The sequence below is a fragment of the Oerskovia merdavium genome, from assembly GCF_014836755.1.
Taxonomy (GTDB): Bacteria; Actinomycetota; Actinomycetes; order Actinomycetales; family Cellulomonadaceae; genus Oerskovia; species Oerskovia merdavium.
Genome location: NZ_JACSQF010000001.1, coordinates 201,417 through 216,070, shown reverse-complemented (window position 1 = coordinate 216,070; position 14,654 = coordinate 201,417). Strand labels below are relative to the sequence as shown.

Annotated in this window: 12 protein-coding genes; 7 read left to right on the top strand and 5 right to left on the bottom strand. The window is 71.9% G+C overall.

Features of this window, described 5'->3' with window-relative positions:
- Window positions 1-5: 5 nt before the first annotated feature.
- Window positions 6-1,769, top strand: coding sequence for a DUF5719 family protein (locus tag H9641_RS00815; protein WP_191800114.1), 1,764 nt, complete (start codon window positions 6-8; stop codon window positions 1,767-1,769).
- Window positions 1,770-1,772: 3 nt separating this feature from the next.
- Here the strand turns inward: H9641_RS00815 and H9641_RS00810 are convergent, their stop codons facing one another.
- Window positions 1,773-2,333, bottom strand: coding sequence for a metallopeptidase family protein (locus H9641_RS00810; RefSeq protein ID WP_318244302.1), 561 nt, complete (start codon window positions 2,331-2,333; stop codon window positions 1,773-1,775).
- Between the two features lie 109 nt (window positions 2,334-2,442).
- Here H9641_RS00810 and H9641_RS00805 point away from each other — a divergent pair, with 109 nt between their 5' ends.
- The 3 genes from H9641_RS00805 to H9641_RS00795 are packed head-to-tail and all read left to right on the top strand — an operon-like array spanning window position 2,443 to window position 4,527.
- Window positions 2,443-2,796, top strand: a complete 354-nt coding sequence (locus H9641_RS00805) for a DUF3499 domain-containing protein (protein WP_056646034.1) — start codon at window positions 2,443-2,445, stop codon at window positions 2,794-2,796.
- A 35-nt stretch (window positions 2,797-2,831) separates the two neighbouring features.
- Window positions 2,832-4,292 carry a phosphomannomutase/phosphoglucomutase gene (locus tag H9641_RS00800; protein ID WP_191800112.1) on the top strand — a complete coding sequence of 487 codons (1,461 nt, stop codon included), beginning with the start codon at window positions 2,832-2,834 and terminating at the stop codon, window positions 4,290-4,292.
- A gap of 10 nt (window positions 4,293-4,302) precedes the next feature.
- A complete protein-coding gene (locus tag H9641_RS00795; RefSeq protein WP_191800110.1) occupies window positions 4,303-4,527 on the top strand; it encodes a Trm112 family protein in 225 nt (74 codons plus the stop codon).
- A gap of 160 nt (window positions 4,528-4,687) precedes the next feature.
- On the opposite strand, the gene H9641_RS00790 is transcribed toward H9641_RS00795, so the two are convergent.
- Window positions 4,688-6,649 carry an O-antigen ligase family protein gene (locus tag H9641_RS00790; RefSeq protein WP_191800108.1) on the bottom strand — a complete coding sequence of 654 codons (1,962 nt, stop codon included), beginning with the start codon at window positions 6,647-6,649 and terminating at the stop codon, window positions 4,688-4,690.
- A 707-nt stretch (window positions 6,650-7,356) separates the two neighbouring features.
- Between H9641_RS00790 and H9641_RS00785 the strand changes: the two genes are divergently transcribed.
- Window positions 7,357-8,844, top strand: coding sequence for a hypothetical protein (locus H9641_RS00785; RefSeq protein WP_225219746.1), 1,488 nt, complete (start codon window positions 7,357-7,359; stop codon window positions 8,842-8,844).
- A gap of 161 nt (window positions 8,845-9,005) precedes the next feature.
- Here the strand turns inward: H9641_RS00785 and H9641_RS00780 are convergent, their stop codons facing one another.
- The 3 genes from H9641_RS00780 to H9641_RS00770 form a co-directional block, all read right to left on the bottom strand.
- The gene (locus tag H9641_RS00780; protein WP_191800104.1) at window positions 9,006-9,938 is read right to left on the bottom strand and encodes a glycine betaine ABC transporter substrate-binding protein; all 933 of its coding nucleotides are present in this window, start codon (window positions 9,936-9,938) and stop codon (window positions 9,006-9,008) included.
- A 95-nt stretch (window positions 9,939-10,033) separates the two neighbouring features.
- The gene (locus tag H9641_RS00775) at window positions 10,034-10,909 is read right to left on the bottom strand and encodes an ABC transporter permease (protein ID WP_191800102.1); all 876 of its coding nucleotides are present in this window, start codon (window positions 10,907-10,909) and stop codon (window positions 10,034-10,036) included.
- Complete coding sequence (locus tag H9641_RS00770; protein WP_191800100.1) at window positions 10,906-12,339, bottom strand: quaternary amine ABC transporter ATP-binding protein; 1,434 nt, start codon at window positions 12,337-12,339, stop codon at window positions 10,906-10,908. The genes H9641_RS00775 and H9641_RS00770 overlap by 4 nt, the downstream gene beginning before the upstream one ends.
- A 395-nt stretch (window positions 12,340-12,734) precedes the next feature.
- Here H9641_RS00770 and H9641_RS19830 point away from each other — a divergent pair, with 395 nt between their 5' ends.
- Both H9641_RS19830 and ahcY read left to right on the top strand, forming a co-directional pair.
- Window positions 12,735-12,890 (top strand): SDR family oxidoreductase, encoded by a 156-nt coding sequence (locus H9641_RS19830; RefSeq protein ID WP_225219745.1) that lies wholly within the window; start codon window positions 12,735-12,737, stop codon window positions 12,888-12,890.
- Window positions 12,891-13,037: 147 nt separating this feature from the next.
- The gene (gene ahcY / locus H9641_RS00760) at window positions 13,038-14,561 is read left to right on the top strand and encodes an adenosylhomocysteinase (protein ID WP_191800098.1); all 1,524 of its coding nucleotides are present in this window, start codon (window positions 13,038-13,040) and stop codon (window positions 14,559-14,561) included.
- The last annotated feature ends 93 nt before the right edge of the window (window positions 14,562-14,654 follow it).

Here is a 14,654-nt window from a genome sequence, read left to right as displayed (position 1 = left end):
TACCCGTGACCACCAGTCGCCCACGCCCACGCCCGCGCGCTGCCCTCCGCCGGGTCGCGACCATCTCCACGGGCCTCGTGGCCGTCGCGCTCACGGGGGTCGTGGCCGTCGTCGGTGTCCCCGAGGGCTGGGGTGCCGCACCGGGGGCGGTCGCGTCCGACGTCGAGCAGATCGAGGCGTCGACGCCCGAGCGCGTGCTGGTGTGCCCCGCACCCGTGCGCCTCGCGGACACGACGCAGGTCGGGGACGCGCAGTTCAGCGCGGCTCCCGTCGAGACCGCGACGGCCTTGCGGGCGGCGGTGGTCGGCGCTGCGGGGGCGGGCACGGCGAACCCGGGGGACACGCCCGTGAACCTCACGGGCCTCGACGCGCTGGACGCCTCGCCGCTCGAGCAGGGCGACGGCGCCACGACGGTCTCGCTGGCCGACGTGACGGGCAGCGAGGTGCTGCGCGTCGGTGCCGGGATGCCGGTCGACACCCGGGTCGCGGCGTCGGTGGGCTCGGTGACGACGGCAGGCGACCTGCGAGGTCTCGCGGCGGCGAGCTGCTCGGCACCGGACATCAGCCACTGGCTCGTCGGGGGGAGCACCGAGGTCGGCAGCAGCGCCCAGCTCGTGCTCCAGAATCCCGGACGCACGCCCGCCACGGTGCGGTTGAGCGTCTGGGGGCCCGGTGGTCCGGTCGTGCTGAGCGGGGGCGGTCAGTACCTCGTCCCGCCCGGCGAGGAGGTCGTGACCCTCGTCGAGGCGGTCGCGCCCGAGCAGCGCCGTCTGGCGGTGCACGTCGAGTCCACGGGCGGCACGGTCGCCGCCTACCTGCAGCACAGCACGCTCGACGGCCTGGTGCCGGTCGGGGTCGACTTCGTGGCCCCCGGGGCCGAGCCGGGCACGGCGCTCGCGCTCGGCGTCACGAGCGCGGGTGAGTCCGTCGAGGACCCCAGCGCACCCCAGCTGCGCCTGCTCGCGCCAGGGACCGAGGCGGGGACCGCGACCGTGACGGTCTACGGGACCGACGGGCGGGTGCGCTTGCGAGGCGGCGAGGAGCAGGACCTCACCCCCGGCGCGGTCACGGACGTGTCGCTCGGTGGGTTGCCCGTCGGCGACTACACCGTCGTGGTGGACTCGACCGTGCCGGTCGTCGCCGGAGCCCAGCAGGCGCGCGCGGGCGACCCGGTGCCCGACTCGCTCGACGACACCCCGCAGGTCGACCGTGCGTGGGTGGTGGCCACCGCGCTCGACCCGGCAGCGGCGTCGCGACCGGTCGGCGAGGACACGTCCGAGGCGGCAGGGGCGATCGAGCCGACCACGGCGCGGACGACCGACCGCGGGACCGTGGCCCTGGTCCCTGGCACCAGCAGCACCGTGCGCGTCGGGGCTGTGCCCTCGACCCCCTCGGAGCGCGCCGACGACGCGACATCGACCGGCGCCTTCAGTGGGACGCTGCGCGCCTACGGGGCCGACGGCGCCCTGCTCGGGGAGACCGCTCTCTCGGTCGGGGCGGGGACGACCATCAGCCTGGACGCGCTCGAGCTCGGCGGTGGGACGGATCCGGCGGTCCTGACGCTCGACGCGAGCGAGAAGTCTGCCGGGTCCTCCGAGGACGGGCCGGCCCCCGTGTGGTCGGTGCTCGCGAGCGCGGGTGCGCCCGTGGCCGGCGCGGCAGAAGGGGCGCCCGGCTCGTTGCTGTCGGTGCTCGTCCCGGTGCCGCCGGCGTCGAGCCAGGGCACGGTAGCGGTTCGTGCCACGAGCACCGCGGGCCTGCCCGACTGACTCTCAGTGCCCGCCCTGGTACCGCGGGTCGATCTCCTCGGGGGTCCGCGCGAGCATGTGCGCGACCTGCTCCACGACGACGTCTCGCACCAGGTCCGCCGTGTCGTCGTCGTCGAACGCTCGCGACTCGATGGGCCGCCGGTAGACGACGATCCGGGCGGGCTGCCCGGAGTCGGCGGGGAAGTACCGCCCGAGCGGTACCCCGGCGTCCTCCCAGGGCGCGGGGTCGGAGGGGGGGACGTCCTCGACCGCGAACTCGGTGCCGTGCAGCTGCTTGGACCAGCTGCGCTCGAGCAGGGCGATCGTGGCGATCACGTGCGCGTCGAACTTCTCGCCGCGCGTGCGGTTCGCCGGTGCCGAGGGCGGGAGCAGAGGACCTCGGATCCCCCGCCCGCGTCGGTCGCGGCGGCGCGGGTGCGGCCCGGAGTCGTTGAGGTCGGGCCCGCGCGCAGGGATGCGCAGCGACGCCACGAGTGGCGGCGGCGCGTCCGTCGCGGCCCGCTCAGGGCGTCGACGGCGCCCGTGCGGGGCGGGGGAGGGGGCGGGCGAGGGGTGGGCGGGCACGTCTCCGAGCCTAGAGGACGGCCGGGCGCCGTGCCCGGGCCGTCCGGTCGCGAGGACGGGACCGGCGTGTATGGCATCGTGACCACCGCGCAGGGCGTAGTGTCAGCCCGTGAGATCCGTCAGACAGTGCTCGCGCACCGCATGCACCCGTGCGTCGGTGGCGACCCTCACCTACGTCTACGCGGACTCGACCGCAGTGCTCGGGCCCCTGGCCCACATGGCCGAGCCCCACAGCTACGACCTCTGTGCCGAGCACGCCGAGCGGCTCACCGCCCCCCGCGGGTGGGAGGTCGTGCGGCTGACGCAGCACTTCGAGGAGACCGGACCCAGCGACGACGACCTGTCCGCGCTGGCGGAGGCCGTCCGCGAGGCGGGACGCACGCGCCGCGGCGCGGAGCCCGACGACGTCACGGAGGTCGGGCGTCGAGGTCACCTGCGGGTCCTGCGCGCCGAGGGCGACTGAACGCAGGGTCCAGTCGTCCCGGCTAGGCTGGGCCGGTGCCCATCGACCTGACCCAGCTGATCAAGGCCTACGACGTCCGGGGCACGGTCCCGGACCAGTTCAACCCCCAGGTGGCCCGAGCGATCGGCGCCGCCTTCGCGCGCGTCGTCGTGCTCCCTGAGGCGACCCCCGGCGAGCCGGGAGCGCGGCCGCGCGTCGCCGTCGGGCGGGACATGCGTGACAGCGGACCAGAGCTCGTCGACGCGTTCGCGCAGGGCCTCGCCGACGCGGGCGTGGACGTGATCCGGATCGGCCTGTGCTCGACCGACGGGCTCTACTACGCGTCCGGTGCGTTGGACATCCCTGGGGCCATGTTCACGGCCTCGCACAACCCCGCCGTCTACAACGGCATCAAGCTGTGCCGGGCCGGTGCGCGCCCCGTCGGGCAGGACTCGGGTCTGGTCGCAGTGCGCGAGCTCGCCCAGGAGTACCTCGACGGTGAGCTGCCCACCCCGGTCGAGGGCCGGGGCGAGATCACCGACCGCGACATGCTCGCCGACTACGCGGCCTTCCTGCGCTCGCTCGTGGACCTGCGCGGCATCCGCCCGCTCAAGGTCGTCGTCGACGCGGGCAACGGCATGGGCGGCTACACCGCTCCCGCAGTCCTGGGGACGGCGGCGGGCCTCGAGGCGCTGCCGCTCGACGTCGTGCCCCTGTACTTCGAGCTCGACGGCTCGTTCCCGAACCACGAGGCCAACCCGCTCGACCCCAAGAACCTCGTGGACCTGCAGGCCGCGGTCGTCGAGCACGACGCGGACCTGGGCCTTGCGTTCGACGGCGACGCCGACCGCTGCTTCGTGATCGACGAGCACGGAGACCCCGTGTCGCCGTCCGCGATCACGGCCCTGGTGGGGCTGCGCGAGGTCGAGCGCGAGAAGGCTGCCGGGCGGGTCCCGACGATCATCCACAACCTCATCACCTCGCGCGCGGTCCCGGACTTCATGTCGGCTGCGGGCGCGAAGGTCGTGCGGACGCGCGTGGGTCACTCGTTCATCAAGGCACAGATGGCCGACAACAACGCGGTGTTCGGCGGCGAGCACAGCGCCCACTACTACTTCCGTGACTTCTTCTTCGCCGACACGGGCATGCTCGCGGCGATGCACGTGCTCGCTGCGCTCGGCGGGCAGGAGCACCCGCTCTCGGCGCTCGGCGAGGTCTACGAGCCGTACACCTCGAGCGGGGAGATCAACTCCGAGGTGGCCGACGTGCCCGCCGCTCGGGCCCGTGTCGTCCAGGCGTACGTGACCGAGGAGGGGGCGGGGCCGGTCGTGGTCGACGAGCTCGACGGACTCACGGTCTCCCACTGGGACTCCCACCCGCAGTGGTGGTTCAACCTCCGTGCGTCCAACACCGAGCCGCTCCTGCGGCTCAACGTCGAGGCCGCCGACGAGGACATCATGGAGAAGGTGCGCGACGACGTCCTGTCGCTCGTGCGCGCCACCGAGAACGAGAGCTGAGGTCGAGCACATGAGCAAGGACACGACGGCGGGGGTCCCCGCAGGTGGATCCGTCACCCTCGACGCCTGGGTCCGGGAGGCGTTGCGCTGCCCCGTGACCGGCGCGACGCTCGTCGACGGCATCGGCCCCGACGGGAGTCCCGAGCTCCACTCGACGGACACCGAGCGCCCGCTCGCCTACCCGGTCCGCGACGGGATCCCGGTGCTGCTCGAGGGCGACGCGCGCGCCCTGTAGGGTCGTCGCTCCAGCGTCCGTCGCCGTGGGCCCCGCTTCCCCTCGGGTGGCTGAGGCCCCTCCAGCTCGGACGTAGTCCTCACCTCCGACGACGGTGAGCGGGCTCTACGCAGGGACGACCGGCGTCGTCGACTGGTCGGGACACGACGAGGCTCCGTGATCAGGACCGGTGCCCAGCGCCCGACACCGACTCGAGCACCGCAAGGTTCTGCCGCGCGAGGTCGGCGGTCGAAGGGTTCCGTGCGGCTACGTCGAGGTGCGCGCGGGCGAGATCGAGGTCTCCTGTCCGAGCTGCGGCGACACCGCGCAAAAGCCGCGCCCGGGGATCCTCACCTTGGTCGAGGACCTGGTCGAGCACGGACGCGGCCGCCATCGGGTCGGCCAGCGCGAGGTGCCCGAGCGCCAGCGAGACGCGGGCCTCGGAGGACGCGGGGTGGCTCTCCAGGGCGCGTTCGGCCCACGCGACGGTTGCTCGCGCAGACGGCTCGTGCCCGGCCTCCGAGCCTGCCGAGAAGGTTTGTGCGGCGATGAGGGCGACATCTCCATCCCAGGGGCGGAGTGCCTTGGCGAGGCCGAACGCGGACTCCGCGGCGTCGACGTCACCGACCGCCGCGGCCGCGGTCGCGCGGGCGAGGGGGATCTCGCCGGCCGACGCGAGGAACAGCACCGCGCAGAAGATCCCGCCCGTGGCCAGAGTGAGCGGCGTCGTCCACGGCTTCCGACGTACCGTGAAGCTCTGCGCGTCCGTCCCCTGTGCACCGTGCGGGCCGGAGACCAGCGCTCCCGCGGCGAGGCCTACGAGCGTGACCGTGCCGATCGTCGTGAAGTGCGTGCTGAGCGCGAAGGTCGTGCCGACCACTGCCGCGAGCGAGCCGTGGACGAGCAGTCTCCGAGCGTCCTGAGGCACTGGGGAGCGTACGTCGGTCCGCGCGTTCGCCCGGGAGGCCGCGCGGCCCCCGACGACGAGCACGGTCAGCGCGAGCGCGAGCGCGGCCAGGAGCAGTGGTACCCCGCCCGAGACGGCGGCTTGGAGCGGCCAGGCGTGCGGTGAGTCCAGGGCGAGCGATGGGTCGGAAACTCTGACGGCGAGATCGGACCGGTAGGCCGGATAGGCGTCGACGAGGCCGCTCGGTCCGTTCCCAACGAGCGGCCTGTCCTCGACCAGGTGCCGTATCGAGGCCCAGAGGTCGATGCGCCCCTCGGTCGTGGTCGCGGCGAGCGGGTCCTCGCCCGTGAGCCGGGCACGTGAGGCGGGGAGGAGCAGGGCGCCTGACAGCGCCAGGCCGGATGCAACGAGCGGCGCCAGGACAGTCGGGGTCGAGCGGCGCGAGGTGAGACGTACGGACCCCCGCGGCCGCAGCCGCGGCGCGACCGTGAGGATCGCACCGACGATCACGGTGCCCAGCAGCGCGGCGCGCGACCCGGACACCACGACCACGGTGATCGCGGCGAGCGCGCCGGAGAGCGGGAGGAGTCGGACGGTATGGCCCGGGACGACGTGCGGAGAGGCTGGCGACAAGGTCGAGACGACGTACGGCAGGAGGAGCGCGAGCAGGACCATCCCGCAGATGCCCTGGTCGGTCGCGTTGCCCAGCAGCGCACCGGGGCGGGAGACGTCGCCCCCCGTCGGTCGCAGACCGGTCGCCTCGAGGACGCTCACCACACCGAGGACGACCGACACGACCGAGAGCATCCTTGCCCATGCGAAGAGCACCCGGTCGGGGGCGTCTGGTCCGAGGACGCGCGCCCCGGCCCAGACGACTCCGACGTACACGGGCAGGGCGACGAGCCCCTCGTAGCGGGGCCATCGCCCGACGACCTGTGCGAACGGCGCGTCGGAGGCGAGGGCGGCGACCACCAGCCAGGCCGCGCCCAGGCCGAGCAGGATGGCGACGGTCCGCGGGAGCTTGCCGCGGCGGGCCACGGGGACCGTTGCCAGAACTGCGCACGCCGCGACCGCGAGCTTGGGGAGCGTGAACCGGTCGAGCCCTCCTGGCAGGAGGACGAGCGGGACGCAGGCCATCAGCAGGAGTGCCGCGCGGCCGTCGCGCACGGCGGCGAGCCCCGCGCTGACGACGGCAGGACGGCGTGGGCCCGAGAGCCGGGGATCGGGTGGAGGCACCGGACGAGAATAGTGGCCCTCACGAGCCCATGCCGCACGACATAACTACCTAGACCGGGACAAAAAATTGTATGTCCGAGGCATCCTCCGACACACTGTGCGCGTCCGTCCGCATCGGTGCGCGACGGATCCGAACGAACGGAGCATCGATGCCCCTCCCACCACGGACCCGACCTGCCGAGCGACGAGCTCGCCGGGAACGCCTCGCTCGACGCGTCGGCGGCAGGAGCCTCGCCGCCGCCCTGGCGCTCGCGGTTCTGCTGCCGACCGGAGCGGTCGCGGCCACGGACCAGGTGCCCGCCGGATCGCTGGCGGCTCAGTCTGCGCAGGTCGCGTCCTCGTTGAGCCTGAGCGGCAGGGTCGTCTCCCCGGAGAGCCAGCCGGTCGCAGACGTCCTGGTCCAGGTGCACGACGTTGCTGACGGGACGAGTCCCGTCGGGACCTGGACGTCGGTTGACGGGACGTTCAGCCTTGCCGGCCTCGATCCGACGACTGCTTACGAGGTCGCGGTCCACGACTCGACCTCGATGTACCTCGGAGGTTTCGTCGTGAGTGCCGGAGGAGAGAGCTGGCTCACCCGGGACCGTTCGAGCGCCCAGGTGTTTTCCGAGACGACTGCCCTCGGTGACGTCCGACTCGAGGCGCCTTCGACCATCCAGGGCAACGTGCTGGATTCGGAAGGACGGGCAGCGGCAGGAACGCAGGTCGTGGCCAGCGCTACCGACGAGTCGCTGAACGCGCTGGTCGGCGAAGACGGCACGTTCGTGATCGAGCGGGTCAGCACCCGCAACGACTATGTCCTTTCGGTCTCGGGCCAGCCGGGCATCAACACCTCGCAGTACCTCACGCTCAAGGACGGGACCTGGATCACGCAAGGCGACCTCGCGAGCGCGACCCCGGTGCGTGGGGGCACGTCGGACCTCACTGTGCGACTTCGCCCCTCTCCACGGATCGACGGGACGGTCCACGATGCCGACGGGATGGGGATCGACGGCCTGTACGTCCAGCTGCTGAAGAGCGGGTCGGGTGAGTGGGCAGGCTCCTCCCCGACCCTCAACTACGGGAAGTTCGCGTTCGACGGGCTCGAGATCGGTGCCGACTTCGTCCTGTTCGTCTCGAGCTACAGCGACCCACGCTATCTCGGTGGCTACGTCCGTGTCGCGGACGACGGGACCGCCACACTGGTCCCGGACGTCGCGGACGCGACGCGGGTCTCTACCGGGACGCTCGACCTCGACGTCACGGTCGGTGAGACGGGAGGGTTCTCGGGGCGGCTCACGGGCATCAGCGGGGCCTCGGAGTACCACTCGTTCACGCTCCACTCCGCGGACGGAAAGATCGTCGGCTGGCCCGGGCAAGTCGCGGTGGACTGGGGCCTCGGTGCGGACGGGGCGTACTCCCTGCGCTCGTCGACCCCTGGGACCTACCGGATCGGCGTCAACCGGCAGAGCGGCATCTCCCGGTACGCCGCGACGTACTTCTCGGCGACCAAGGCCCGGGGGGCGTCGACGGCCGCCAAGGCGTCGCCCGTGCTGCTGACCGCGGGCGAGATCACCCCGGACGTCGACGTCGAGCTGCGTACTTGTGCTTCCGTCAGCGGAAAGCTGACTGGATGGCATCCAACGGCCGCGACGGTCACCGTCTACGACGACGAGAATCCCGACGTCGCGACGCGCCAGGCGATCGTCGCCCCGGACGGGACGTACTCGGTCACGGGCCTGCTGCCCGGGCGCTACCACGTCGCTGCGGACTACTTCTCCGACTCGGGGCCGGCTGTGTGGGGCAAGGTGTTCCTGGGCGGCGGCGCGACAGAGCCTGAGCGCACGCGTCTCGACGTCCCTCGCTGCGCACCCGTCAAGGGCGTGAACATCGAGGTCCCGGTGCCTCGCCTCGAGGCCACCGAGGCACCGGCCGTCTCGGGCACGCCGGTCGTGGGTGCGGAGCTGGCCGTGACGCCGGGCGCCTGGACCCTCGAGGGGGCCTTCGAGCCGTCCGGACCGACGACCGTCCGGTACCAGTGGCTGCGTGACGGCAAGGTGGTCAAGGGGGCCAAGAACGCGACCTACGTGCCAGTCCGCGCCGACGTCGGCAAGAGCTTGTCGGTCCAGGTGACCGCCGAGCTGACGGGCTTCCGCAAGGGAAGTGTCACATCAGAGGGCACCGCACGGGTCGTCGCGGTGGCGCCTGGAAGCTGATGCCCGGCTGGCCCCGCTCTGGCGCATGACGGCGCCCCTCGCGGCACGACCGCAGGCCGGCACCCCTCGGGGCACGACCGCATGACGGCGCCCCTCGCGGCACGACCGCAGGCCGGCACCCCTCGCGGGGTGCCGGCCTGCGGCGTCTCAGGACCGAGGGGTCAGCTGTTCGCGGCGGCCTTCAGGTCGTCGACGAACGTCGGGTTGGCCTCGAGCCACTCGCGCACCGAGGCGTCGTTGTCCGAGCCCTCGTTCTCGTTGAACATGATGTTCTCGAGCGAGAAGAGCTGCTCGTCGCTCAGCGTGAGCGCCGAGATCCAGGACGCGACGTCAGGGTGGTCCGCGGTGAAGCCCGTGCGGGCGACCGAGTGGATCTTCTCGGCGTCACCCATCGCGCCCTCGGGGTCCTCGAGGTCCTTGACGGGGAACGCGTCGTAGGCCCAGTGCGGGCGCCACAGCGTCACGGCGACGTTCTCGCCCGCGTCGGTCTTGCTCTTGAGCTCGGCGAGCATGGCCGGGGTCGAGGAGATGACGAAGTCCATGTCGTCCAGGCCGTAGGTCGGGATGGCCTCGTCCTGCGTGATGCGGGTCAGGCCGGCGCCGGACTCGATGCCGACGATGCGGTTGTCGAACAGGTCGGCGTTCGCGGCGAGGTCGGCGAGGCTGTCGACGGGGGCGTCCTCGTTCACGGCGACGGTCAGCTTGGCGTCGTCGTACCAGTAGCCGAGGTCCTCGAGGTCGTCCCCGAACTTCTCCAGGTAGTCGGCGTGCGTGAGCGGGAGCCACATGTCGAAGTTGACGTCGAAGTCGCCTCCCGCCATGCCCGTGTAGACGACGCCGGGGTCGGCCGTCTCGGTGCGGACCGAGTAGCCCTCGTCCTCGAGGATCGCCTTGAACAGGTGCGAGACCGCGATGCCCTCGTCCCAGCCGGAGTGGATCGCGATGGTGATGTCCTTGCTGGGCTCGGCCGGGGCCGAGCCGGAGCCCGAGTCGGTCTCGCCCGAGGCGCAGGCTGCGAGCCCGAGCCCCAGCGCGAGCGAGGAGGCGACGATCGCCGTGCGACGACGGGCCTGGTGGTGACGTGCGGGAGACATGCTGTCCTTCCTTCGGGGGCCGGCCGCTGGGGCGGCCGTGCCCTCCTGGGTTGGTGGTGGTGCAGAAGACGTGCCGGCCCGGACGGGGCCGGGGCTCAGACCGCGCTGGCCGCGAGGGCCTTGGCGACGGGCGAGCGGGTGCTGAGCGCAGAGGTGACGCGGTCGAGGAAGATCGCGAGGATCACCACGGACAGGCCGGCCTCGAAGCCGAGCGAGATGTTGATGCGCTGCAGGGCCGCGACGACGTCGCCTCCCAGCCCGCCGGCACCGACGAGACCTGCGAGCACGACCATCGAGAGCGAGAGCATGATGACCTGGTTGACGCCGGCCATGATGGTCGGCATGGCGAGGGGGAGCTGGATCTGGCGCAGGATGCGCCCGGGAGTCGAGCCGAACGCATGGCCGGCCTCGACGACCTCGGAGTCGACCTGGCGGATGCCCAGCTCGGTGAAGCGCACGCCGGGGGCGAGGGCGAACACCACGGTCGCGACGATGCCAGGGACGGGGCCCGTGAGGAAGATCATGACCATGGGGATGAGGTAGACGAACCCCGGCATGGTCTGCATGAAGTCGAGCACGGGACGCACGACGCGTGAGACCTTGTCGTTCCGGGCGGCCCAGATGCCCAGCGGGATGCCGATGACGAGGGAGATCACGCTGGCCACGAGCACGAGCGCCAGGGTGTCCATGGCGTTGTCCCACTGGTCGACGCTCGCGATCACGACGAAGCCGACGAGGGCGGTGACGGCCAGCTTCCACCCCTTGGCGAAGAAGGCGAGGACCGCGAGCACGAGCGCGACGACGAGGAAGGGCGGGCCCTGGAGGACCAGCGCGAGAGCGTCGTAGCAGGAGAGCAGGACGTCCTTGACGACCGCGAAGAACGGCTTGAACGAGGCGATCAGCCAGGCGACGAAGAGGTCGACCCAGTCGCCGAGGGGCAGCCGGGGGACGAACGTGTCGGTGGTGCTCATGCGTTCGCTCCTTCCGTCGTGGGGACGTCGTGCGGGGCGGTCGCGCCCTCGGCAGCGTCGTTCGAAGGACGGGGTCCGTCGTTCTCGTCCTCGTCGGGCCCGACGTCGTCGCTCTCGTCGAGCGTGGGCGGCACCATGGCCTCGAGAAGGGTCACGCGCGGGATCACGCCGACCAGGCGGTTCCTGTCGTCGGTGACCGCGACGGGAAGGGGGGACTCGGCCGCGGGGGCGAAGAGCTCCGCGAGGGGGGTGTCGACGCTCACGGGAGCGACGCCGTCGTGCACGATCGACTCGATGCTCGTGTGGTCGCCGCCCGACTTGAGGAGGGCGACCGCGTCGTCGTCGCGCACGACGCCGCGCAGGACGCGCTGACGGTCGACGACGTAGGCCGCCGACACCTGCGCCTCGCGCATGGTGCGGCTCGCCACGCGCGGGCCCCCGCCGAGCGGGACGACCGCCGTGGGGCGGACCATGACCGACGAGGCGGTCAGGACGCGGGTGCGGTCGACGTCGGCGACGAACTGCGCGACGTAGTCGTTCGCGGGGTCGGAGAGGATCTCCTCGGCCGTGCCGATCTGGACCGTGCGACCGTCGCGCATGACCGCGATGCGGTCTCCCAGGTGCATGGCCTCGTTGAGGTCGTGGGTGATGAAGATGATGGTCTTGCCCAGGGTCTGCTGGAGATCGAGGAGCTGTTCCTGCATCTCGCGGCGGATGAGCGGGTCGAGCGCGGAGAACGCCTCGTCCATGAGCAGCACGTCGGTGTCCGCGGCCAGGGCACGGGCCAGGCCCACACGCTGGCGCATGCCGCCCGAGAGCTGCGAGGGCAGCGAGTCCTGCCAGCCGCCCAGGCCCACGAGGTCGAGGGCCTTCTGCGCCTTGTCGCGGCGCTCGGCCTTGCTCATGCCCTGGATCTCGAGCGGGTACGCGGCGTTGTCCAGGACGGTGCGGTGGGGGAGCAGGGCGAAGTGCTGGAACACCATGCTCACGCGGCTGCGCCGCAGGGCGCGCAGCTGCTTGGCGCTCACGGTCGCGAGGTCGGCGTCGCCCAGGAGGACGTGGCCGGCGGTGGGCTTCCACAGGCCGTTGAGCATGCGGATGAGCGTGGACTTGCCCGAGCCGGACAGGCCCATGACCACGAAGATCTCGCCCTGCTTGACGTCGAAGCTCGCGTCGATGACCGCGGCCGTGCCGAGGGGCTTGACGTCGGTGCGGCTCGCGCCCTCCTTGAGGCGGCGCACGGCCTCCTGCGGGCGACGGCCGAAGACCTTGTAGACGCCCTGGACGCTGACGGCCACGGGGCGGTCGTCGGGAAGGGCGGCGGCGCCGTGGGCGCCGGGATACGGCTCGGTCTCGACCGGGAGCAGGACCGGGGCCGTGCTCTGCCCGGTGCTGCTGTCGGTGCTGTTGCTCGTGCTGCTGGTCGTCATGCTGGCGGTGCTCGCCACCTTCCACGTGTCGTGGCGGTTCCGGAACGCTCCGGGGAGGGCGCCAGGGGGACCTGGCAGCGACCTCCCGGTGCGCTCAGCGCCGTCAGGCGCGTCACGGTCCACCGGATCGTGGCCCGCTGCCTGGGGCCGCCCGGGAGGGTGGCCGCCGCGAGACGCTGCGGGCCGTGACTTGTCGCCGGACGGCGAGGTGCCGGGCCGGGACAGGTCGATCTGTCTCCTGCACCCTGCCCGATCCCAGGGCGAATTGCTACCGAGTGACCAGTGTGCATGGCGGTTTGCGGAGAGTTGCTTGACTGTTCAATCGTTGCGAGCGCGCGGTTTTGACCATTCACAGGATCGTTACTGCTTCGTGATCTTGAAATGGTCAAGCAGATTTGTTATCGCGCGCGGGCGCGAACTGTTGTTACGGCTCCGCGCCGTTCCTCAGGGGTGCCGGTCTCGCGCAGGCCAGCCTGTGGCTCGCGAGCGACGCCTCGTCCTACATCACCGGTACGACGATCCACGCAGACGCCGGCTACACCTCGCGCTGAGCGCGGCACGACGGCGACCCGTCCTGTGCGGGTCGTCGTCGGGCGCACCGCGTGGCGGGCGAGCGTCCGACGTGGTCGTGCTCGGCGCTGTCCGGGTCACCCCCGGTAGTCTGGAGCGACACCGTCAGAACCGTCGTTCGGAGCACCATGTCTTCTGCCACGCCCGCCGCCCAGGCCTCCTTCGACGAGGTCCCCGGCCGCTACAAGGTCCGCGACCTGTCCCTCGCCGAAGCGGGTCGCCACCAGATCCGCCTGGCCGAGCACGAGATGCCCGGGCTCATGGCGCTGCGCGCCGAGTTCGGTGAGTCGCAGCCCCTGGCCGGCGCGCGCATCGCGGGCTCGCTCCACATGACCGTCCAGACGGCCGTCCTCATCGAGACCCTCGTCGCGATCGGTGCGCAGGTGCGCTGGGCGAGCTGCAACATCTTCTCGACGCAGGACGAGGCCGCCGCGGCCATCGTCGTCGGCCCGCACGGCACGCCCGAGGACCCCCAGGGCGTCCCGGTCTTCGCGTGGAAGGGCGAGAGCCTCGAGGAGTACTGGGACTGCACCGAGCAGATCCTGCTGTGGCCGGGTGACGAGGGCGCGAACCTCATCCTCGACGACGGCGGCGACGCCACGATGCTCGTCCACCTGGGCCTGCAGTACGAGCGCCTCGGCACGGTCCCCCCGGACACGCTGCCGGGCGAGCCGGACCACACGCACGAGATGAACGTCGTGCGCTCGGTCCTGCGCCGCGCGCTCGCCGCCGACCCGCTGCGGTGGACCGGCATCTCCGAGCAGCTGCTCGGCGTGACCGAGGAGACCACCACGGGCGTGCACCGCCTGTACCAGCTCGCCGAGTCGGGCGAGCTGCTGTTCCCCGCGATCAACGTCAACGACTCGGTCACCAAGTCGAAGTTCGACAACAAGTACGGCATCCGCCACTCGCTGCCCGACGGCATCAACCGCGCGACCGACGTCCTCATGGGCGGCAAGGTCGCGTTCGTCGCGGGCTACGGCGACGTGGGCAAGGGCGCAGCAGAGGCCTTCCGTGGTCAGGGCGCGCGCGTCATCGTGTCCGAGGTCGACCCGATCTGCGCGCTGCAGGCCGCGATGGACGGCTACCAGGTCGCGCGCATCGAGGACGTCCTGGGCGAGGCCGACTTCTTCATCACGACCACGGGCAACAAGGACGTGGTCACGGCCGAGCACATGACGGCGATGAAGAACAAGGCGATCGTCGGCAACATCGGCCACTTCGACAACGAGATCGACATGGCGGGGCTGGCCCAGATCCCGGGCATCACGCGCACCGAGATCAAGCCGCAGGTCCACGAGTGGACGTTCCCGGCCACGGGCGACGAGGAGCCGCGCTCGATCATCGTCCTGTCCGAGGGCCGTCTGCTCAACCTGGGCAACGCGACGGGCCACCCGTCGTTCGTCATGAGCAACTCGTTCTCGAACCAGGTCATCGGCCAGATCGAGCTCTTCGAGGACAGCAAGCGCCCCGAGGGCGGGCGGACCTACGAGCGTCAGGTCTACCGCCTGCCCAAGGTCCTCGACGAGAAGGTCGCGCGCCTGCACCTCGATGCTCTGGGCGTGCGCCTGACCGAGCTCTCGACGAGCCAGGCGGACTACCTCGGGATCCCGGTCGAGGGGCCGTACAAGCCTGAGCACTACCGCTACTGAGCGGACGCGCGCGCCCCTGAGCGCGAGGTCGACGCCGCAGGGCCGGGTTCCGGGAGGAGCCCGGCCCTGCGGCGTCGGTCTTCCCGAGCGCAC